Origin of the sequence: Microbacterium paludicola, assembly GCF_039529675.1 — a bacterium.
In the GTDB taxonomy this organism is placed as follows: Bacteria; Actinomycetota; Actinomycetes; order Actinomycetales; family Microbacteriaceae; genus Microbacterium; species Microbacterium paludicola.
Genome location: NZ_BAAANG010000035.1, coordinates 47118 through 67296 on the forward strand (window position 1 = coordinate 47118; position 20179 = coordinate 67296).

19 protein-coding genes are annotated in these 20179 nt (G+C 71.9%); all 19 read right to left on the reverse strand.

Translation table 11 applies throughout. From position 1 onward, the window contains the following. Positions 1-53: 53 nt before the first annotated feature. The gene (locus tag ABD161_RS13610) at positions 54-713 is read right to left on the reverse strand and encodes a thymidine kinase (protein WP_344004004.1); all 660 of its coding nucleotides are present in this window, start codon (positions 711-713) and stop codon (positions 54-56) included. Between the two features lie 46 nt (positions 714-759). Then, entirely contained in the window at positions 760-1419 is a 660-nt protein-coding gene (locus tag ABD161_RS13615; protein ID WP_344004008.1) for a hypothetical protein, read from the reverse strand. Between the two features lie 106 nt (positions 1420-1525). Then, complete coding sequence (locus tag ABD161_RS13620; protein ID WP_344004011.1) at positions 1526-1921, reverse strand: NUDIX hydrolase; 396 nt, start codon at positions 1919-1921, stop codon at positions 1526-1528. Beyond that, positions 1918-3366, reverse strand: coding sequence for a malate dehydrogenase (quinone) (gene mqo, locus ABD161_RS13625; protein ID WP_344004014.1), 1449 nt, complete (start codon positions 3364-3366; stop codon positions 1918-1920). Before mqo ends, ABD161_RS13620 begins: the two co-directional genes overlap by 4 nt. 100 nt (positions 3367-3466) lie before the next feature. Continuing rightward, the gene (locus ABD161_RS13630; RefSeq protein WP_344004017.1) at positions 3467-4543 is read right to left on the reverse strand and encodes an aspartate-semialdehyde dehydrogenase; all 1077 of its coding nucleotides are present in this window, start codon (positions 4541-4543) and stop codon (positions 3467-3469) included. Between the two features lie 118 nt (positions 4544-4661). Then, positions 4662-5108: a GNAT family N-acetyltransferase gene (locus ABD161_RS13635; protein WP_344004020.1), complete on the reverse strand. Its 447-nt coding sequence runs from the start codon at positions 5106-5108 to the stop codon at positions 4662-4664. Then, positions 5108-5617: a GNAT family N-acetyltransferase gene (locus ABD161_RS13640; protein ID WP_344004023.1), complete on the reverse strand. Its 510-nt coding sequence runs from the start codon at positions 5615-5617 to the stop codon at positions 5108-5110. Before ABD161_RS13640 ends, ABD161_RS13635 begins: the two co-directional genes overlap by 1 nt. Then, complete coding sequence (locus ABD161_RS13645) at positions 5614-6921, reverse strand: aspartate kinase (RefSeq protein WP_344004026.1); 1308 nt, start codon at positions 6919-6921, stop codon at positions 5614-5616. The genes ABD161_RS13640 and ABD161_RS13645 overlap by 4 nt, the downstream gene beginning before the upstream one ends. 286 nt (positions 6922-7207) lie before the next feature. Then, positions 7208-8152, reverse strand: coding sequence for a DMT family transporter (locus tag ABD161_RS13650; RefSeq protein ID WP_344004029.1), 945 nt, complete (start codon positions 8150-8152; stop codon positions 7208-7210). A gap of 331 nt (positions 8153-8483) precedes the next feature. Continuing rightward, entirely contained in the window at positions 8484-9077 is a 594-nt protein-coding gene (recR, locus tag ABD161_RS13655) for a recombination mediator RecR (RefSeq protein ID WP_135115366.1), read from the reverse strand. 14 nt (positions 9078-9091) lie between these two features. Continuing rightward, positions 9092-11518: a DNA polymerase III subunit gamma and tau gene (locus tag ABD161_RS13660; protein WP_344004033.1), complete on the reverse strand. Its 2427-nt coding sequence runs from the start codon at positions 11516-11518 to the stop codon at positions 9092-9094. Positions 11519-11569: 51 nt separating this feature from the next. Next, entirely contained in the window at positions 11570-12238 is a 669-nt protein-coding gene (locus tag ABD161_RS13665) for a response regulator (RefSeq protein WP_344004036.1), read from the reverse strand. Beyond that, positions 12235-13587, reverse strand: coding sequence for a sensor histidine kinase (locus tag ABD161_RS13670; RefSeq protein WP_425560911.1), 1353 nt, complete (start codon positions 13585-13587; stop codon positions 12235-12237). Before ABD161_RS13670 ends, ABD161_RS13665 begins: the two co-directional genes overlap by 4 nt. Then, positions 13530-14363: an ABC transporter permease subunit gene (locus tag ABD161_RS13675; RefSeq protein WP_344004042.1), complete on the reverse strand. Its 834-nt coding sequence runs from the start codon at positions 14361-14363 to the stop codon at positions 13530-13532. Before ABD161_RS13675 ends, ABD161_RS13670 begins: the two co-directional genes overlap by 58 nt. Beyond that, entirely contained in the window at positions 14360-15280 is a 921-nt protein-coding gene (locus ABD161_RS13680) for an ABC transporter ATP-binding protein (RefSeq protein WP_344004045.1), read from the reverse strand. The genes ABD161_RS13675 and ABD161_RS13680 overlap by 4 nt, the downstream gene beginning before the upstream one ends. Before the next feature lie 140 nt (positions 15281-15420). Next, on the reverse strand, positions 15421-16248 hold the full coding sequence (locus ABD161_RS13685; protein WP_344004048.1) for a sulfurtransferase: 828 nt from the start codon (positions 16246-16248) through the stop codon (positions 15421-15423). Next, positions 16241-18793 carry a glycoside hydrolase family 65 protein gene (locus ABD161_RS13690; protein ID WP_344004051.1) on the reverse strand — a complete coding sequence of 851 codons (2553 nt, stop codon included), beginning with the start codon at positions 18791-18793 and terminating at the stop codon, positions 16241-16243. The genes ABD161_RS13685 and ABD161_RS13690 overlap by 8 nt, the downstream gene beginning before the upstream one ends. Before the next feature lie 76 nt (positions 18794-18869). Continuing rightward, positions 18870-19628 (reverse strand): HAD family hydrolase, encoded by a 759-nt coding sequence (locus ABD161_RS13695; RefSeq protein ID WP_344004054.1) that lies wholly within the window; start codon positions 19626-19628, stop codon positions 18870-18872. Between the two features lie 114 nt (positions 19629-19742). Next, positions 19743-20171, reverse strand: coding sequence for a hypothetical protein (locus ABD161_RS13700; RefSeq protein ID WP_344004057.1), 429 nt, complete (start codon positions 20169-20171; stop codon positions 19743-19745). Between the last annotated feature and the right edge of the window lie 8 nt (positions 20172-20179).

Genomic DNA, 20179 nt, shown 5'->3' on the forward strand with positions numbered 1-20179 from the left:
GCGTTCATCTTTTCAGACGCGGCTGGCTCGCTCGACCGAATGATCACGAGCGCTCACCGCGGCGCGAGCACTCCGCCGGACTCCTCGAGATAGCAGGCGCCGCAGAGCGATTCGTAGGTGACGAAGTGCTCGTCCTTGATCGCGGCCGTGGCGGCGTCGATCGCCACCTGGTCGCCGTCGAACACGAACCTGCCGCCGATCACGCGGCCGTTGAACAGGGCCTTGCGGCCGCAGCGGCAGATCGTCTTCAGCTCCTCGAGAGAGTGCGCGATCTCGAGCAGCCGGCGCGACCCGGGGAACGCCTCGGTGCGGAAATCGGTGCGGATGCCGTATGCCATCACGGGAATGCCGTCCTCGACTGCGATCCGGAAGAGATCGTCGACCTGCGGCCCGGTGAGGAACTGCGCCTCGTCGACAAGCAGGCACGCGACATCCGGGGTCGCGTCGCCCGGGATCAGCGCGTCATCCGCCGCCTGGACGCGCTCGCGCTGGGCGCGGAACAGCTCGCGCACCGAGTCGTCGGGGCCGATCAGGAAGTCGACATCGCGCGTGACGCCGAGGCGCGACTCGATCTGGCCGGCGCCCTTGGTGTCGATGGCGGGCTTCGCCAGCAGCACCCGCTGCCCGCGCTCCTCGTAGTTGTAGGCCGCCTGCAGCAGGGACGTCGACTTCCCCGAGTTCATCGCGCCGTAGCGGAAGTACAGTTTGGCCACGTCCCCAGCCTAGGCCGTGGTGCGTGCGCGCTTCGGAGCCTCGCCCCTAGAGCAGGCCGAGCAGCTGGGCGAGAAGCGTCCAGCCGCCGTACGCCGCGAGGGCGCCGCCGCCGGTGACCGCCGAGATGATGCCCGCGCGACGCCAGGCACGCGCCGGCGCGCTCCCTGCGCGCCGCGCGGGCACCCGGCCGCGCTGGGCGATCCGCTCGGCCGCCGTCGTCGCGGCGGCGACGGCCGCCGTGCTCTGCAGCTGACCCGGGATGAGGGGCGATCCCGTCCACTTCTCGACGCTCCAGGCGGTGACCTTCGCCGCGCCGTCGCGCAGCGGCCCCACGAGCACGCCCTTCATCGATCCGCCGCGGATCGCCTCCGGGGCGATGACCTGCGTCTTCAGCCGCTGGGCCGTCACCGTCACGCGCTCGGCATCGACGAGACCCGCCTGGGCGAGCTGGACGGCCGTGGCATGCATGCGGCGCTGGGCGCTCGGGCGCAGGATCGGGTCGTGCGACCCGGCGTCGATGCGGTGCATCACGACGCGCACGTCGTCGAGCATCCGGTGCGCCTCCGCGAGGAATCGCGCCGCCTGCTGGTGCGGTCCGAGCGCGAGGAAGCCCGCTTCCTCCGCGATGCGGTCGACGGCCTGGTCGAACTCGAACACGGCGCGGCGCGCGTCGGTGCTCGAGGGATGTCTCTGAGGTGTGCTCATCGGTCCGCCAGTGCTCCGGGAGGGGGGTCCTGCCAGCATACGAGCGCTCGCCGACGCCCGGCAGGGAGATCCGGATCCGATTCGCCCCCTCCGGGCAGCGGCCGGCTCAGGCCCGTCGGGTCAGCAGCGGGAAGACGATGTCGCGGTTGAGCGGGGCCTCGGCGTCATCCGGATCCGCCGGATCCACCCAGCGCAGGTCGTCGATCTCGGCCTGCACGACCGGATCCACCGTCCTGCGCGTCAGGAAGACGGTGGCGCGCAGCGCGTGATCCGCCTCGTTCGCGGCGTGCGAGTCGAACGCGCCGAGCAGCTCGAGCTCGTCGGGCAGGATGTCGACGCCCAGCTCCTCGCGCACCTCGCGGACCGCCGTGTCGATCGCCCGCTCCCCGGGCTCCGGCTTGCCGCCCGGCAGCATCCAGCGGGACGTGCCGCGCTTGCGGACGGTCAGGACGCGCCCGTCGTCGCGCACGAACGCGATCGCCGAGACCGTGATGAGGGTCACGCGGTGATGCGCAGCGCCTCGGCGGTCACCGCGGTCGATGCCTCGGCCTTGGCGGCGTCGTCGTTCAGGAAGTCGCCGTACGTCGGGATCAGTTCACGCAGCTTCGGCTCCCACTCGCCGATCCGGTCGGCGAAGCAGTTCTTCAGCACGTTCAGCATGATCGTCGCCGCGGTCGAGGCACCCGGCGAGGCGCCGAGCAGGCCGGCGATCGAGCCGTCTGCCGAGGAGACGACCTCGGTGCCGAACTGGAGCTTGCCGCCCTTCATGACCTGCGCGCGCTGGCCGGCCTGGATCAGCTCCCAGTCCTCGTCCTTCGCGGTGGGCATGAACTCGCGCAGGCTGTCGAGCTTCTTCTTGCGGCTCTTCAGCAGCTCGCTGACCAGGTACTTCACGAGGTCGAGGTTCGTCGCGCCGACCTTCAGCATCGAGCCGAGGTTGTGCGCGCGCACCTGCGTGACGATGTCGAGCAGCGAGCCGTTCTTGAGGAACTTCGGGCTGAACGTCGCGAACGGGCCGAACATCAGCGAGCCCTCGCCGTCGACCATGCGCGCGTCGAGGTGCGGCACCGACATCGGCGGCGCGCCCACGGCGGCCTGCGAGTACACCTTGGCGCGGTGCGCGGCGACGAGCTCGGGGTTTGTGGTCTTGAGGAACTGCCCGCCGATCGGGAAGACGCCGTAGCCGCGGATCTCCTTGATCTTCGATGCCTGCAGCAGCTTGATCGCCCAGCCGCCCGCGCCGACGAACACAAAGCGCGCGCGGACCTCGCCCGGCGTCTGGCCGACCTTGCCGCGGTACTTCACGAGCCAGGTGCCGTCCTTCTGACGCTTCAGCGTCTTCACCTCGTGGTTCAGGCGCAGCTCCGCGCCGTTGCCGGTGAGGTGGTCGAACAGCTGGCGGGTCAGGGCCCCGAAGTCCACATCGGTGCCCGACGGCGTGCGGGTCGCCGCGAACGGCTCGTCGCTCTTGCGGCGCTTCTGCATGAGCAGCGGCGCCCACTGGTTGATGACGCGCGAGTCCTCGGAGTACTCGATGCCCGCGAACAGCGGCTGCTGCTTGAGCGTCTCGTAGCGGCGCTTCAGATACGCCACGTCCTTCTCACCGCGCACGAATGTCATGTGCGGGGTCGCGCTGATGAAGGTCGACGGCTCGTCGAGCACGCCCTTCGCGATGAGCGACGCCCACAGCTGGCGGCTCTGCTGGAACTGCTCGTTGATCTGCACGGCCTTGGACGGGTCCTCGGCGTCGGGCATGTAGTTCAGCTCGCACAGCGCCGCGTGGCCCGTGCCCGCGTTGTTCCAGGCGTTGGAGCTCTCCTGCGCCACCTCGCCCTGTCGCTCGAAGGCGACGATCTTCCAGTCGGGCTGAAGTTCTTTGAGAAGTGTGCCCAGGGTGGCGCTCATGATTCCGCCACCGATGAGCACGACGTCGACGGTTTCGCTCACCCGTCCATCCTAGTTCCGGCCCTGAGCGCCACCTGACCGCCGGGACGCCGGCGGGCCGCAAGAACGGGTGTTCTTGCGGCCCGGGAAAGCGAGCGAGGGGTCAGACGGTCGCGCGGGCCTGGATGTCCGCGGCGACGAGCTCGGCGATCTGCACGGCGTTGAGGGCCGCGCCCTTGCGCAGGTTGTCGTTCGAGATGAACAGCGCGAGCCCCTTGCCCTCCGCGGCGGCGAGGTCGGGGCGGATGCGACCGACGAAGCTCGGGTCCTTGCCGGCCGCCTTCAGGGGCGTGGGCACCTCGTCCAGCGCGACGCCCGGGGCGTCGGCGAGCAGCTCGCGGGCACGCACGGGCGTGATGTCGCGCGCGAACTCGGCGTTGATCGAGAGCGAGTGGCCCGTGAACACCGGGACGCGCACGCAGGTCCCCGACACGCGCAGCTCGGGCAGCTCGAGGATCTTGCGGCTCTCGTTGCGGAGCTTCTTCTCCTCGTCCGTCTCGTTCAGGCCGTCCTCGACGAGGTTGCCGGCGAACGGGATGACGCCGAACGCGATCGGGGCGACGTACTTCTCGGGGGCCGGGAACTCGACCGCGGATCCGTCGTGCACAAGACCGAGGACGTCGTCCTGCGCCAGGACCGCCTCGACCTGGCCCAGCAGCTCGTTCGCGCCGGCGAGCCCGGAGCCGGACACCGCCTGGTACGTGCTGACGGTGAGCCTCTCGAGGCCGGCCTCGGCGTCGAGCACCTTCAGGACGGGCATCGCCGCCATCGTCGTGCAGTTCGGGTTGGCGATGATGCCCTTCACGGCCTCGGCGATCGCGTGCGGGTTCACCTCGCTGACGACAAGCGGCACCTCGGGGTCCATGCGCCAGGCGCTGGAGTTGTCGATCACGACCGCGCCGGCCTCCGCGAAGCGCGGGGCGTGCGCGCGGCTGCCCGTCGCACCGGCCGAGAACAGCGCGATGTCGATGCCCGCCGGGTCGGCCGTGGCGACGTCCTCGACCACGACGTCGACGCCCTGGAACTGGATGGTCGTGCCGGCTGAGCGTGCCGTGGCGAACAGGCGCAGCTCGCGGATCGGGAACGCGCGCTCCGCGAGAATCTCGCGCATCACGGTGCCGACCTGGCCGGTGGCGCCGACGACGGCGAGAGAGAGTCCTGAATCGGAGATGCGGGTCATGGCTGATCCTCGGGATGGAGCGTGGCGGGGTTGGTCGATTGTACCGGCGGCACGCCCCCGCGAAGACCGGGATGACGCTCCGTGGCAGGAAGCGCGCGGTGCGTGACCGTCCGACGGGTCAGGCGGGCTTCGCGATGTACGTGAAGAAGGGCACGCGCTCGGCCACGCGGTCGTAGAGGCGCTGGGCGTCGGTGTTCGTCTCACTGGTGATCCAGCGCACCTCGAGCAGCCCCTCGTCCGCGGCGAGCTGCTGCAGGTGGGCGATGAGCGCGCGTCCCACGCCGGCTCCGCGGGCCTGCGGAGCGGTGAACAGGTCGTCGAGGAAGATCGCCGTGCCGCCGCGGGAGGGCCGCGCGAACCGGCGCCAGTGCGCGATGCCGACCGGTGCTCCGTCGAACTCGGCCACCAGTCCGCCGAGCTCGTGGTCGTCGTCCATCAGCCAGCCCCACACGGTCTCGACCACCGCGTCATCCGGCTCGAGCGCATAGAAGTCCCGGTAGCCGCGGAACAGCTCGGCCCAGGCGAGACGGTCGTCGGGCGTGACGGGACGGATCCGGATCGCCATCAGACGGTGAGCTTGTAGCCGACGTGCGACGCCTCGTAGCCGAGCCGCTCGTAGAAGCGGTGGGCGTGGACGCGCTCCGCGTCGGAGGTCAGCTGGATCAGCTGCGCACCGAGCGTCGGGGCTGCCTCCCCCACCCAGCGCATCAGCGTGCGGCCGATGCCGGCGGAGCGCAGGTCGTCGCGCACGCGGACCGTCTCGACCTGCAGCCGCGTCGCGCCGCGGCGCGACAGCCCCGGGATCAGCGTGAGCTGCAGGGTGGCGACCACCTCGCCGCCGCGCTCGGCGACGAGCTGCACGTTCGAGGGGTCGGCCTGCAGGGCCTCGAGCGCCTGCGCGTACACGGCCTTGTCGTCGTCATCGGCGGTGTCGCCCCGCGCGGCGCTCACCGGGTCGGCGGCGATCAGCGCGATGAGGGCATCCAGATCCGCCGGCTCGGCGCCACGGACGAGGAGGTCGCCGTCGGGCGTCGTGAGCTCGGCAGGAAGGGAGAGCGCGGCGAGCACGCTCACCGCCCGGTGCCGGCGTACACGGTCGCCTCGATCTCGCTGTCGAGACCGTAGGCGGTGTGCACCGCGCGCGCCGCCTGGTTCAGCTCGTCGCCCCGCAGCACCACCGAGATCCGGATCTCGCTGGTCGAGATCATCTCGATGTTCACGCCCGCCGCGCTCAGCGCCTCGAACAGCGTGAGCGAGACGCCCGAGTGGGTGCGCATCCCGGCGCCGACGACCGACAGCTTGCCGATCTGGTCGTCGTGCACGATGCTGTCGTACCCGATCGCCTCCTGCTCGGCGGTGAGGACCTTCAGCACCTCGACGGCCGACTGCTTGGGAAGCGTGAACGAGATGTCGGTGCGGCCGGGCTGCGCCGACTGCACGTTCTGCACGATCATGTCGATGTTCGCGCCGGTCTTGTTGACGAGCGAGAAGATCGCCGCCGCCGAGCCCGGGACATCCGGGACGCCGACGACCGTGATCTTCGCCTGGCTCTGATCGATCGCGACGCCCGTGACGACGGGCTCCTCCATGCCGATGACATCGGCCATCGCTGACTCCTTGCTGCTCTGACGGGGATCGGCCATGCCCTCCCCCAGGACATAGGTTCCCTCATTCGCGGTGAACGTGGAACGGGCGTGGATGAGCACGCCGTGACGCCGCGCGTACTCGACCGCGCGGATGTAGAGGACCTTGGCGCCGTTGGCGGCGAGTTCGAGCATCTCCTCGGCGGTGACCGTCTCGAGCTTTCGGGCCCGCGGGATCACCCGCGGGTCGGCGGTGAAGATGCCGTCGACGTCGCTGTAGATCTCGCAGACGTCGGCGCCGAGAGCCGCCGCGAGCGCCACGGCCGTCGTGTCGGAGCCGCCGCGGCCGAGGGTGGTGATGTCGTTCTTGTCGGGGTTGACCCCCTGGAAGCCCGCGACGATGACGATCGCGCCCTCGTCGAGCGCCTCGCGCAGGCGCACGGGGGTGACGTCGACGATGCGGGCGGCGCCGTGGTCGGCCGTCGTGATCATGCCGGCCTGGCTGCCCGTGAACGAGCGCGCCTCATAGCCCATCGAGTGGATCGCCATCGCGAGCAGCGCCATCGAGATGCGCTCGCCGCTCGAGAGCAGCAGGTCGAGCTCGCGCGGGGCCGGGATCGGGGCGACCTGCGCCGCGAGGTCGAGCAGCTCGTCGGTGGTGTCGCCCATCGCGCTCACGGCGACGACCACGTCGTGGCCGGCACGGCGGGTGTCGACGATGCGCTTCGCGACGCGCTTGATGCTCTCGGCGTCGGCGACCGACGATCCGCCGAACTTCTGCACGATCAGTGCCACTGGTACTCCTGGGTGAGGGCGCCGGGCGCGCCGCCTCGCAGTGGACGCCTCCGGGCGGCATCCATCTGAGACATCTTAGAGACGCGCCGTAGCCGCTCCGCACCATGTGACAACCCGCTCCTCCGACGACCTCGCGACTTCGCGGGGTGCCCTGCCCGGGAGCTGCGACGCGTGCAGATCGCCCGGTGCCGACGACCGGTGCCGACGACCGGTGGGGTCGGCGGCGGGTCCGACGGCGGGTCGTCGGGCGGGGACGGCGGCGGCTCGTTCTGAGCCGTCGCGGCTGTCAGCGACTGTTCCGCGGGGTCGCGGGATCCGGTTCGGACAGGATCGGCACGTCCGCGCGCTTCCTGTCGCCGATCGGGAGGCCGCCCGCCGCCAGCAGGCAGCCGACGATCACGACCGGGAAGCCGAGCAGCAGGGCGGGAGTCAGCGGCTCGCTCAGGATGAGCGCGCCCAGCGCGACGGCGACGACGGGGTTCATGTAGGTGAACAGCGGCGCCCGCACCGGGCCGACCTCGCCGATCAGAGCGAAGAACACGATGAACGCCACGGCGGTGCAGAGCACGGTCAGCAGCGCCAGGGAGATGACGCTGTTCGGCGCGGGCGGCTGAGGGCTTGTCAGCAGCGCGATCGGCGCGTAGCCGAGCCCGACGGCGCCGAGGGCGAGCGTGATCGTGCCGAGAGAGGGGACCTCGTTCAGTTTGCTCGCCACGATGAACGGCGCGATCGCGTACAGGACGGCGACGAGCAGCACCTCTCCCATGGCGAGGAGGTCGGCGCCGGCGCCGCCGGAGCTGCCGAGGCCGACGATCGCGACCCCGGCGAAGCCGAGCACGAGGCCGATCGTGCGCAGCGGCCGCAGCGCTCCCCTGTCGCCGCGGATCACCGCGATCACCGTGGCGAACAGCGGCACGGTCGCCACGAGCAGACCCGTGAGGCCCGAGGGGATCGTCTGCTCGGCGTGCGCCAGCAGCACGAACGGCCCGGCCATCTCGATCGCCGCGAAGGCGAGCACCCACGGCCACTTGCGCAGCGCCGGCTTCAGCGCGCCCTGGCGCAGCGCGAAGGGCAGCAGCAGGAGCGCGGCCCCGCCGGTGCGCACCGCGACGACCGCGGCGGGCGAGAACGACTCGACCGCCTCGCGGATGAACAGATACGGGATTCCCCACAGGATCGCCATGATGGCGAAGAGCACCCATCCCCGGGTGGTGAAGCGAGACGATGGCACGCGCCGATCCTCGCACGGGCCTCCGACATCGCATTTCGGCCGCGCGTGGATCGATCGCTCGGCCGACGCTTCGCGCCGGCGCTCGCGCTCGATGGACGTCGCTGGCGCTCCGTCGGGGCGCGTCTCGAAGGGGCCAGGCATCGCGAAACTCTGATGACGGAGCGAGCCCGCGAGCCGAAGCGACCGCACCGAAGCCGCCCCCGAATGCGAGCCGTCATCTCGACTCGCTCCGCTCGCTCGATAACCGGGCCCGACGGTTGCTGAGCGAGCTTGCGAGCCGAAGCGATCAGCGGGTGCCCAAGCGCGTGGGATGCGCGAGCGAAGCGAGCGATTAGATCGTGCGGCGGCCCTCGAAGGCGCGGCCGAGCGTGACCTCGTCGGCGTACTCGAGGTCGCCGCCGACGGGCAGGCCCGAGGCGAGACGCGACACCGTGATCTGCAGCGAGGTGAGAAGGCGGCTCAGGTAGGTGGCCGTCGCCTCGCCCTCGAGGTTCGGGTTGGTGGCAAGGATGACCTCCTGCACCGTGCCGTCCGCGAGACGCGACATCAGCTGCTGGATGCGGAGATCATCCGGACCGACCCCGGCGATGGGGCTGATCGCTCCGCCGAGCACGTGGTACAGCCCGCGGAACTCCCGCGTGCGCTCGATCGCGGCGACATCCTTCGCGTCCTCCACGACGCAGATCAGCGCCGGGTTGCGGCGCGGGTCGCGGCAGATGGCGCACGTGTCCTGCTCGGAGACGTTGCCGCAGATCTCGCAGAACTTCACGCGCTCGCGCACCTCGCGCAGCAGCTCGGACAGCCGGGACACGTCGAACGTCGGCGTCTGCAGGATGTGGAACGCGATGCGCTGGGCCGACTTGGGGCCGATGCCAGGCAGGCGACCGAGCTCGTCGATCAGCTCCTGGACGATGCCGTCATACATTCAGGGGGTCACTTTCACTGGAACCGCGTGGGCGGCTCGTAGGGCTCCTCGTGCAGGAACCGCGCCTCGAGGATCTGCCGCACGACCGCCTCGCCGTACCGCTGCACGCCGTCGGTCTGCACGACGCGGCGCTGCACGGTCACCGTCGGAGTCTGGATGACCGGCGGCACCACGGGCGCCTCCGGCTCCTTGTCCTCGGCGTCGACGGGAACCTCGGTCGGGATGACCTCGCCCTCGCGCTCGAGCGTCGCGACGCGTGCGGACACGGGCACCGCGGCCTCTTCCGGATCGTCGTCCACCGCGAGTGCGGGCGACGCGTCGGAGTTCGGGATGGGCGCGACGGCCCAGTCGGTGACGGGGGCGGCGGCATAGGTCGCCGGGGCGGAGACCGGCTCGCGGCGCTGCTGCTCGTCGCGCACGGCGGGACGAGCGGGCTCGGGGCGCCGCGGTGCCGCAGGGGCCGAGGCTCGGGGAGGCGGGGCGTACGCGTCCTCATCCGGATACGGCTCGCCCGCGTACGGGTCGTCGGGGTAGTCCGGCTCGGGCGGCAGATCGTCGTACGACGGCCGCGCCTGCGGTGCGGTCGCCGGGGGCGCGGCGGATCGGGCCGGGTCGGGGTCGGACGACGGCTCGGCCGAGGGGCGCCCGCCGCTCTGCTCGCGCGGGCCGCTCTCCCTGCCCGCGGTGTCGAGGCGCGCCAGGTACTTCACGCGCACGCCGAGCACGGCGAGGATCGCGGTGCGCAGGTCCTCGCTGATCCCGCCCTGCGGGGTGCGCGTCTTGAACTTGCCGAGATCGCCCTCGTTCGGGAAGCCGAGCACGAGCACGTCGTCGGGCTTCACGTCGACGACGCGGGCGCCGGAGACGACGAGCCAGCTTGTGCGGCTGATCCCCTGCAGGCGCTCGAGCACGGAGCCCCATGCTGCAGTGATGCCGTCGAGCGTGAGAGGCCCGGCGGGCACCGGCGGCGAGGGCTCCGCCGCGGGCTCGGGCGTGGCGGCGGGCGCCGTGCCGGGTGCGACGGTGGCCCATCCGGCGGCGGGAACGGCGTCCCCGTTCGCCGGAGATGTCGTGTTCGCCGGAGATGTCGTGTTCGCCGGAGCCGGGGCGGGGTTTCGCTCCGTCGAAGCCGGGATCTCCGCCGCAGCGGCGGCGGGACGTGCCGGCTCGGGAGCGGGGGCCGCCGGAGCAGGAGCAGCAGCGGGAGCCGCCGAAGCAGGCGCCGGCGCAGCGGCCGGTGCAGCAGCGGGAGCCGCGGGCGCGGCCGCCGGGGCCGGAGCCGCGGCGGGCACGGCGCCCGGCAGCGGTGCGGCGCCGGGGGTCGCGGCGGCCGCGGGAGCGAGCGCACCGGCGAGCACGCGGGCGATCATCAGCTCGAGCTGCAGGCGCGGCGACGTCGCCCCCGACATCGAGTCGAGCGCGGCGCTGACGATGTCGGCGGTCTTGGACAGCCGCTCGGCGCCGAGGCGCTGCGCCTGACCGGCCATGCGCTCGAGCTCGTCGGACGGGATCCCCCGCAGCACGGCCGAGGCGCCGGCGCCGGTGGCGGCGATCACGATGAGGTCGCGCAGGCGCTCGAGCAGGTCGTCGACGAACCGGCGCGGATCCTGGCCCGTCTGCACAACGCGGTCCACCGCCCCGAACGCGGCCGCGGCATCGCCCGACGCGAACGCGTCGATGACGCCGTCGAGCAGCTCGCCGTGCGTGTAGCCGAGCAGCGCGACCGCGCGCTCGTAGGCGACGTGGTCCCCGTCGGATCCGGCGATCAGCTGATCCAGGATCGAGAGCGTGTCACGGGGCGATCCGCCGCCCGCGCGAACGACCAGGGGAAGCACGCCGGTCTCGACGTTCACTCCCTCCTGCTCGCACAGCGACTGGACGTAGTCGAGCATCGCGGCGGGCGGCACGAGGCGGAACGGGTAGTGGTGCGTGCGCGAGCGGATGGTGCCGATGACCTTGTCGGGCTCGGTCGTCGCGAAGATGAACTTGACGTGCGCGGGAGGCTCCTCGACGAGCTTCAGCAGCGCGTTGAAGCCCTGCGGCGTCACCATGTGCGCCTCGTCGAGGATGAAGATCTTGAACCGGTCGCGGGCGGGCGCGAACACCGCGCGCTCGCGCAGGTCGCGCGCGTCGTCGACGCCGTTGTGGCTCGCCGCGTCGATCTCGACCACGTCGAGCGATCCGCCGCCGGCGCGCGAGAGCTCGACGCAGCTGTCGCACTTCCCGCACGGGGTGTCGGTGGGCCCCTCGGCGCAGTTCAGGCAGCGTGCGAGGATGCGGGCCGAGGTCGTCTTGCCGCAGCCGCGCGGACCCGAGAACAGGTAGGCGTGCCCGATGCGGTCACCCCGCAGCGCGGTCATCAGCGGCTCGGTGACCTGAGACTGCCCGATCATCTCCCCGAAGGTCTCGGGCCGGTAGCGGCGATACAGGGCGGTGGTCACCCGATCAGCCTACGGGAGCCCACCGACATAGACGCGGCGGGATCCCCAGGCTCACTCCGGGCGCACCACGCCCAGCCGGTACGCAAGGATCACCGCCTGCACGCGGTCGCGCAGGCCGAGCTTGAGCAGGATCCGGCCCACGTGCGTCTTGACGGTCGACTCGCTCAGGAACAGGGCGGCCGCGACCTCCGAGTTGGTGGCCCCCTCGGCCATCAGGCGGAAGACGTCGCGCTCCCTCGCCGTGAGGGCCTGCAGGGCCTCGTCGGCCTCCGCGCTGCGGTCGGAGGCGAGGTGCGGGGCCGCGTACTCGATGAGCTTCGCAGTGATTCGCGGCGCCACGACCGCGTCGCCGTTCACAACCGAGCGGATCGCGCTCAGCAGCTCGGCGGGGCGCGTGTCCTTCAGCAGGAACCCGCTGGCTCCGGCGCGCAGTGCGCCGAACGCGTACTCGTCGAGGTCGTAGGTCGTCAGCACGAGCACGCGCGTTCCGGGAAGGCGCGTGGTGATCCGCTCGGTCGCCTCGATGCCGTCCACCCCGGGCATCCGGACGTCCATCAGCACGACGTCGGGAACCAGCCGGGTCGCGAGCTCGAGCGCCTGGGCGCCGTCGCCGGCCTCGCCGACGACCTCGATGCCGGGCTCGGCCTCGAGCACCATGCGGAACCCCATCCGCACCAGGTGCTGGTCGTCCACCAGCAGCACCCTCACCGCATCCGTCACGATGCCTCCCCCTCTCGCAGCAGCACGCTCACGCGCCATCCTCGCGGCTCGCGGGGGCCGATCTCGGCCGTGCCGCCGTACAGCGCGGCACGCTCGCGCATCCCGAGCAGCCCGCGCCCGCCCTCCGACACAGCGACCGCGAGCCCGTCGTCCTCGACGAGGATCGAGACGGCGTCCTCGCGCCATTCCACGCGGACGTCGGCGCGGGTGACTCCGCGGGCGTGGCGCAGCGCGTTCGTCAGCGACTCCTGCACGATCCGGTACACGGTCAGCCCCAGGGCCGCATCGGCGCGCGGCGCGCCCGACGCGGTCAGCGTCACCGGAAGGCCCGCCCGGGCGAACTCGGCGACCAGCGCGGGAAGGTCGTCGGCCTGGGGCTGCGGCGCGCGCACGTCGGATCGTCCGGCGGACCCGCCGTCGGACCGCACGATCGCCAGCAGCCTGCGCACCTCGCCCAGCGTGCGGCGGCCGGTCTCGGCCACGGCCCCGATCGCGTCGCGCGAGCGGGCCTGATCCGGCGTCGCCGCGGCCCCCTCGGCGAGCGCGATCATGACCGACAGGCTGTGCGCGATCACGTCGTGCATCTCGCGCGCGATCCGCTCGCGCTCGCGGGCCGAGGCGATCTCCGCCTGCTGGTCGCGCTCGCGCCCGAGCTGCGCCGCGCGATCCAGGATGGCCGCGACGTAGCGCTTGCGCCCGCCGACGTTGGTTCCCAGCAGCGTCGCGATCAGCAGGATCACCACAAACGGCACGGCGATGTTCAGCCACAGCACGAGCGGGCCTCCGTCGGCAGCGGCCTCCGCTCCTCGCCCGTGGATCAGCGCCTTCAGGAGCGCGTCGAGCATGCCGGCGGCGGAGGCGATCCCGAAGCCGAGCCAGGCCGCGCGCGACGACCTGTACACCCCCAGCGCGTACACCGAGATCAGCACGGCCGCGGGCTGCAGCGGCGAGTCGATGGGGAACGACACGAGCAGCAGGACCATCGCCCCCACGAACGCCGGCCACACGAACCGGCGCCGCAGCAGCACAACGACCCCGCCCGCGATCCCCAGCGCGATGACCACCCAGACGGGCGGCAGCTCCGGACGCGGCTCTGGCAGGAGATACGCCGCGACGCTCGCGGCGGTGATGAGCAGGTACACGCCCGCGACGAGCCCATCCGTCACCCACGGGTGGGCCTGCAGGTAACGCCGGATGAACCCCGGCGGCGACGGCAGCGCAAGGTCGCCCGGGAGCGCGCCGGAGCCCGGCCCCGCGGAAGCGGGACCGGGCGACCGGGGAGAGGAAGCGCTCAGACGTCCCTCCCGCGCAGCGCCAGGGCGCCGACGGCGAGCGACGCGGCCGTCCAGGCGGTCGCCACGAGGGCGGCGACCGGCAGCGCGAGGCTGCCCTCCTCGACACCTTCGGCGGGCGCGATGCTGAACATGTCGTCGCCGGCGTTCGACAGCAGGTACGGCTGCACGTCGGCGACCCATTCGACAGCTGACCCCAGCACCATCACGAGCGTGGGAAGCACGAGCAGGATGCCGAGCGCGAACGCGATCGATCCGGCGGACGAGCGCACGGCCGCCGCGACGCCCAGCGCGAAGACGGCGACGAGGCCGAGGTAGACCGAGCCGCCCACCAGCGCCAGGGCGAGGTCACCGTCCAGCGGCGAGGCGAGTCCCTTGGCATCGAGCATTCCGTACGTGGCGGCCCAGCTGGCGAACGCGGTCACCGCGCCCACGACGGACACCGTCGCGAACAGCACGACCGCCTTCGCCCACAGCACGGGAAGGCGGCGCGGCACGGCGGCGAACGTCGATCGCACCATGCCGGTGGCGTACTCCCCGCCGAGGCTGAGCGCACCCAGCACGGCCGCGACGAGCTGGCCCATGGTGAAGCCGATCGTGATCACGGACAGCGTCACCGTCTGCGCGCTCGCGCCGTCGTCGGGAACGCCGTCCACCATGTCGATCGTGGCGGCGAGGATCGCGGCGAAGCCGACGCCGATCAGCAGGATCAGCGCGAGCGACCAGCCCGTCGAGCGCAGGCTCGTGAGCTTGATCCACTCGGATCGCACAACCCGGGGGAACGTGATGCGGACGCCGGCGAGGGCCGGACGCGGGGCGGTGAGCGCGGTCATCGGACGACCTCCTCCAGCTCGGCACGGTACTCGACCTCGTCGTGGGTGAGGTCGAGGTAGGCGTCTTCGAGCGATCCCATGACGGTCGTCAGCTCGTGCAGCACAACGCCCGCGGCCGCGGCCGCCTCGCCGATGCGCTCGCGAACCGTGCCCGAGATCTGCACGGCGCCGTCCTCGAGCGGGGTGAGCGTCACGTCGAGACGCCCGAGCACCGCGGCGAGGCGAGGCAGGTCGGGGGTGCGCACGCGCACGGACGAGCCGGGCGCGCGGGCGATCACCTCGTCGACGGGGGCGTCGGCGAGCACACGGCCGCGCCCGAGCACGATCAGGTGGTCGGCCGTCTGCGACATCTCGCTCATCAGGTGCGACGAGAGCAGCACCGTGCGCCCCTCTGCGGCCAGACGCCGCATCAGCAGCCGCATCCACCGCACGCCCTCGGGGTCGAGTCCGTTGACGGGCTCGTCGAGGATCACGACCTGCGGGTCGCCGAGCAGTGCCGCCGCGATCCCGAGGCGCTGACCCATGCCGAGCGAGAAGCCGCCGACGCGCTTCGACGCGACCGCCTCGAGGCCAGCGAGGCCGATGACCTCGTCGACGCGGGAGGCGGGGATGCCGTGCGTCGCGGCGAGCGCGCGCAGGTGGTTGCGGGCGGTGCGGCCGGTGTGAACGGCCTTCGCCTCCAGCAGCACGCCGACCTCGCGCAGCGGCGCCGGCTTGCCGCGGTAGTCGGATCCGCCGACCGTCACGCGGCCGCTGGTGGGCGCGTCGAGGCCGACGATCATCCGCATCGTCGTCGACTTCCCCGCCCCGTTGGGGCCGAGGAATCCGGTGACCTTTCCCGGCTGGACGACGAACCCGATGCCGTCGACCGCCGTCTTCGCGCCGTAGCGCTTGGTGAGTCCCTGCGCTTCGATCACGGGGTGCTCCTTCCTAGGTGGACGTCGCCTTGTGGCGGCGTGCCTCCACGCTAGGAATCGGCCGGTATCCGGCGCGTCCGCCCCGGGTCGCGACCTGCGCCGATCCGGTGGCACCGTGGTACCACCCGCGCGCTCGGGGCCTACGGCTGCGGACCGGTGGCGACCGGGCGGTCCTCCAGGTTCGACCACTGGCTCCACGAGCCCGGGTACAGCGCCCCGTCGACGCCGGCAGCGGCGAGCGCGAGCAGGGTGTGCGCGGCGGTGACGCCCGAGCCGCAGTACACGGCGACCGGCGCGCTCAGGTCGACGCCGAGCTCCTGGAACCGCGCGCGGATCGATCCGGGCTCGAGGAACCCTCCCCGCGGGTCGATGTTGCCCGTGGTCGGGGCGGACACGGCACCTGGGATGTGCCCGGCGCGCGGGTCGATCGGCTCGACCTCGCCGCGGTAGCGCTCCCCCGCGCGGGCATCGAGCAGCGTGCCGATGCGCGGGAACGCCGCGGCGTCGTCGGCGGTCAGCACCGGCAGCGATCCGTATCGCAGCTCGATGTCTCCGGGCTCCGCCGTCACCTCGCCCGTCTCGAGCGGCCCGCTCCACGCCGCGAGCCCGCCGTCGAGCACCCGCACGTCGTGCACGCCGGCGTGCCGCAGCAGCCACCAGGCGCGCGCCGCGGCCATCCCCGACGTCGCGTCGTAGACGACGACCGGGCGCCCGGTCGTCACGCCCCACGCGCGCGCGGAGCGCTGCAGCGCCTCGATGGACGGCAGCGGATGCCGCCCCTCGGTCGCGGGCCGGGACGGATCCGCCAGCTCGTGGTGGAGATCCACGAACACGGCGCCCGGGATGTGCCCCGCGCGGTAGTCGGGACGCCCGGCATCCGGATCCTGCAGGGTCCACCGCACGTCGAGCAGCGTGACCTCGCCCAGCCGCTCGGCGAGCTCCTCGGCCGTGATCAGCGGATCAGTCATGCGCGGGATGTCCGTCGTGGATGACAGGGATCGCCGTGGTCACCGGGATCGACGCCGTCGTGGGCACGGTCGGCTCGAGCATCGTGCCGTCGTCGCGCCGCATCTCCGAGAAGGGCTTGAGCGTCGGGCGGCCGGGAAGCACGGGGCCCTGGTCGGCGAGCGGGACGACGGCGGGCTGCTCGACGGTCGCGATGTAGGCCTTCCCGCGCACCTCGAAGGGCACCGGCGCGGCCGCGTCGTCCCCTGCCTCACCGGGCCGGACGCTCACCCGCATCTCGTCGCGACGCAGCACCACGTCGAGGGCGCGGCCCTGCCACTGCAGCGTGTACGCGAGCTCGGGCCACTCCGCGGGCAGGCGCGGATCGAACGTGAGCTCGCCGAGGTGGTCGCGCATGCCGCCGAAGCCCGACACCAGGGCGGTCCACACACCGCCGGCCGAGGCCACGTGGACCCCGTCGGCCGCGTTGTGGTGGAGGTCGCCGAGGTCGACGAACAGCGCCTCCTCGAAGTAGTCGTGCGCCAGGTCCTGGTACCCGACCTCGGCCGCCAGGATCGACTGCACGACGGCCGACAGGGTCGAGTCGCCCGTGGTCAGCGGGTCGTAGTAGTCGAAGTCGGCGCGCTTCTCCTCCGCCGTGAAGTGGTTGCCCTGCAGGAACAGGGCGAGCACGACATCCGCCTGCTTCAGCACCTGGAAGCGGTAGATGACAAGCGGGTGGAAGTGAAGCAGCAGGGGGCGCTGGTCATCCGGCGTGTGCTCGAGATCCCAGACCTCGCGCTCGAGGAACAGCGAGTCCTGCGGGTGGATGCCGAAGCTCTCGCTGTACGGGATGCGCATCGCGTCGGCGGCGCGCTCCCAAGCCTCGGGCTCGGAGGCGTCGAGCGAGACCCGGTCGGACAGGCGCCGGAACGCGCCGGGGTTCCCCTCGGCCATGTCGCGCACCACGCGCGCGGCGGCGCGCAGGTTGAAGCGCGCCATCACGTTCGTGAAGAGGTTGTCGTTGACCACGGTGGTGTACTCGTCCGGGCCGGTGACGCCGTGGATGTGGAACGACTCGATGCCGTCGTACGAGCGCCAGAACCCGAGCGTCGCCCACAGGCGCGCGGTCTCGACGAGGACGTCGGCGCCCTCGCGCTCGAGGAAGTCGCGGTCGCCGGTGGCACGCACGTACTTCACGATCGCGTAGGAGACGTCGGCGTTGATGTGGTACTGCGCGGTGCCCGCCGCGTAATACGCGGAGGCCTCCTCGCCGTTGATCGTGCGCCACGGGAACAGGGCGCCGGCCTCGTTCAGCTGCGCCGCCCGGCGGCGCGCGGCGGGCAGCATCATCGTCCGCATCCGCAGGGCGTTGCGCGCCCAGAGCGGGTTCGTGTACGCGAGGAACGGCAGCACGTAGATCTCGGTGTCCCAGAAGTAGTGGCCCGAGTACCCCGAGCCGGTCACTCCCTTCGCGGACACCCCGAAGCCGTCGGCGCGCGCCGCCGCCTGCGCCAGCTGGAACAGGCACCATCGGGTCGCCTGCTGCAGCCCGTCCTGACCGCTGATCCGGATGTCGGCGCGGCTCCAGAAGTCGTCCATCCACTCGCGCTGGCGGCGGTGGATCTCCTCCACCCCGATCACGGCGACGCGGTCGAGCGTGCGCCGGCAGCGCTCGACGAGCTCACGCGCGGGGACGCCGCGCGACGTGTGGTAGCTGACGACCTTGGTGATGGTGGTCGGCACGCCGGCCTTCGCCTGCACCCGGAAGACGTGCTTGGCGATGTCCGGGTCGACGAGGTGCCGTATGTCGTAGTCGTTGTCGGTGTCGATCCGGTGGTCGCTTCCGACCGCGATCGTCATCCCCGACTCGGTCACCTTGTACGACAGGGCCGAGCGGAGGTTGTCCTGCCAGTACTCCTGCGGCATCAGCACCCGCTCGCCGATCTTCTCGGCCTTGCGGGGATCGAACGTCGCGCTGCGCGCCGCGGCCTTCTGGGCGAGCACGGCCGGGGTGCCGCCGTAGACGTTCTCGCCGTCCTGGCGGTTCACGAGCTGCGAGCTGATCGTCACCGGGGCGTCGTCGTCGAGCACGGTGATGGTCATCCGCATCACGGCGAGGTGGCGCTCCTCGAACGACACGACGCGGTCGTCCTCGATCAGCACGTCCTTGCCCGCGGGCGTGCGCCACAGCAGCCGGCGCCGGTAGACGCCCTCGCGCATGTCGAGCACGCGCTCGTACTCGCGGATCTCGGCGATGTCCAGCGACAGCGGCTCGTCGTCGACGTACACGCGCATGACCTTCGAGTCGGGCGCGTTGATGATCGTCTGGCCGATCTCGGCGAAGCCGTATGCCTGCTCTGCGTGGCGGATCGGCCACGTCTCGTGGAACCCGTTGATGAACGTGCCGTGCTCGTGCGCGTGGCGCCCCTCGGGGTGGTTTCCGCGGAAGCCGAGGTAGCCGTTGCCGACCGAGAAGATCGTCTCGGTCACGCCCGCGTCCTCCCCCGAATAGCGCGTCTCGATGAGGCGCCAGGGGTCGACGGGGAAGCGTTCGCGATCGATCATCGAGGTCCTTCAGGGGTACGGGATGCGGGACGGGCGCGGGGATGCGGGAAGAACGTGCTGAGGAGATGGTGCCGGATCAGGCTGAGCCCGAACCGGATCGACTGTCGTGCGCGTCGGCGAACTCGGCAAGATCCGAGACGACGACGTGCGCGCCGGCGTCGCGGAGGGCCTGCGCGCCCGCGCCGCGGTCGACGCCCACGACGAGCGAGAACCCCCCGGCGGCGGCCGACTGGACGCCGGAGATCGCGTCCTCGACGGCGGCGGTCCGGGACGGATCCACCCCCGCCATCTGCGCCGCGACGAGGAACACGTCGGGCGCGGGCTTGGAGGGAAGGTGCTGGCGCTCGGCGACCATTCCGTCCATCACCACGGGGAAGCGGTCGCGGATGCCCGCGGCGGCGAGCACGTCCTCGGCGTTCTTCGAGCTCGACACCACGGCGGACGGAACGCCCGCCGCGTCGAGGATGTCGATCAGCCGCATCGTGCCGGGGTACGCCTGGATGCCCTCCTCGCGCAGCACGCGGGAGAAGACGATGTTCTTGCGGTTGCCGATGCCGCAGACGGTGTCGGCCTCGGGCGCGTCCGACGGGTCGCCCCAGGGCACCTCGACGTCGCGGCTGCGCAGCAGGGCGGCCACGCCGTCGTACCGCTTCTTGCCGTCGAGGTGGTCGAAGTAGTCGGCGTCGGTGTACGGCGGCTGGATGTCCCAGTCGGAGAACAGGGTCTCGAACATCGCCCGCCAGGCGTGCATGTGCACCTCGGCGGTGGGCGTGATCACCCCGTCGAGGTCGAAGAGCACGGCGTCGTACTGGGTGAGATCAGGCAGATCGGACACGGGTCCTCCAGATCGCTCGGCGACGCGACCCAGCGTAGTGGCCACCGGGTTTCGCAGGTATCAGGGGCGGCGTGCGCGACGTCGGTCCCGCGGGCGAGCGGTCCCCGCTCCGCGTCACGGAGCATCCCGCTCGAGCCACGCGAGCAGCGCGAGCGCGTACGCGGCCTCCGCGTCGTTGTGCCGGAACCGGCCGTCGAGGGTGCGCACGACCCATCCGGCCCCGGCCTCGGCCTCGGCGCCGGACTCGGCCGCGGACTCGGCCTCGAGAGCCAGCAGCCGGTCGCCGAGCATCTCGCGCAGCTGGTCTTCGCGCGGCAGCCACAGCGCGCTGTCGAGAGTGACCGAGTCGAGGGCCCACTCGGTCGTGCCGTTGAAGCCCAGCACGGGCTGGCCCTGGAACACGTGCATGTCGATCGTGAGATGGCTGATCCAGAACACCTCCCCCGCCACCGACTCCTGGTCGATGGTGAAGCGGTCGCCGGGCTCGGGCTGCCAGAGCACGCCGGCGTCGCGGAGGCGGCGTGCGAGGTCCAGGGGCAGCATGACCGATG

Bases quoted from the DNA above. Each gene is read 5' to 3' on its own strand.
- ABD161_RS13630 (WP_344004017.1), bottom strand. From the start codon at position 4,543: ATGACCCGCATCTCCGATTCAGGACTCTCTCTCGCCGTCGTCGGCGCC.
- recR (WP_135115366.1), bottom strand. From the start codon at position 9,077: ATGTATGACGGCATCGTCCAGGAGCTGATCGACGAGCTCGGTCGCCTG.
- ABD161_RS13635 (WP_344004020.1), bottom strand. From the start codon at position 5,108: ATGGCGATCCGGATCCGTCCCGTCACGCCCGACGACCGTCTCGCCTGG.
- ABD161_RS13690 (WP_344004051.1), bottom strand. From the start codon at position 18,793: ATGATCGATCGCGAACGCTTCCCCGTCGACCCCTGGCGCCTCATCGAG.
- ABD161_RS13615 (WP_344004008.1), bottom strand. From the start codon at position 1,419: ATGAGCACACCTCAGAGACATCCCTCGAGCACCGACGCGCGCCGCGCC.
- ABD161_RS13675 (WP_344004042.1), bottom strand. From the start codon at position 14,363: ATGACCGCGCTCACCGCCCCGCGTCCGGCCCTCGCCGGCGTCCGCATC.
- ABD161_RS13685 (WP_344004048.1), bottom strand. From the start codon at position 16,248: ATGACTGATCCGCTGATCACGGCCGAGGAGCTCGCCGAGCGGCTGGGC.
- ABD161_RS13700 (WP_344004057.1), bottom strand. From the start codon at position 20,171: ATGCTGCCCCTGGACCTCGCACGCCGCCTCCGCGACGCCGGCGTGCTC.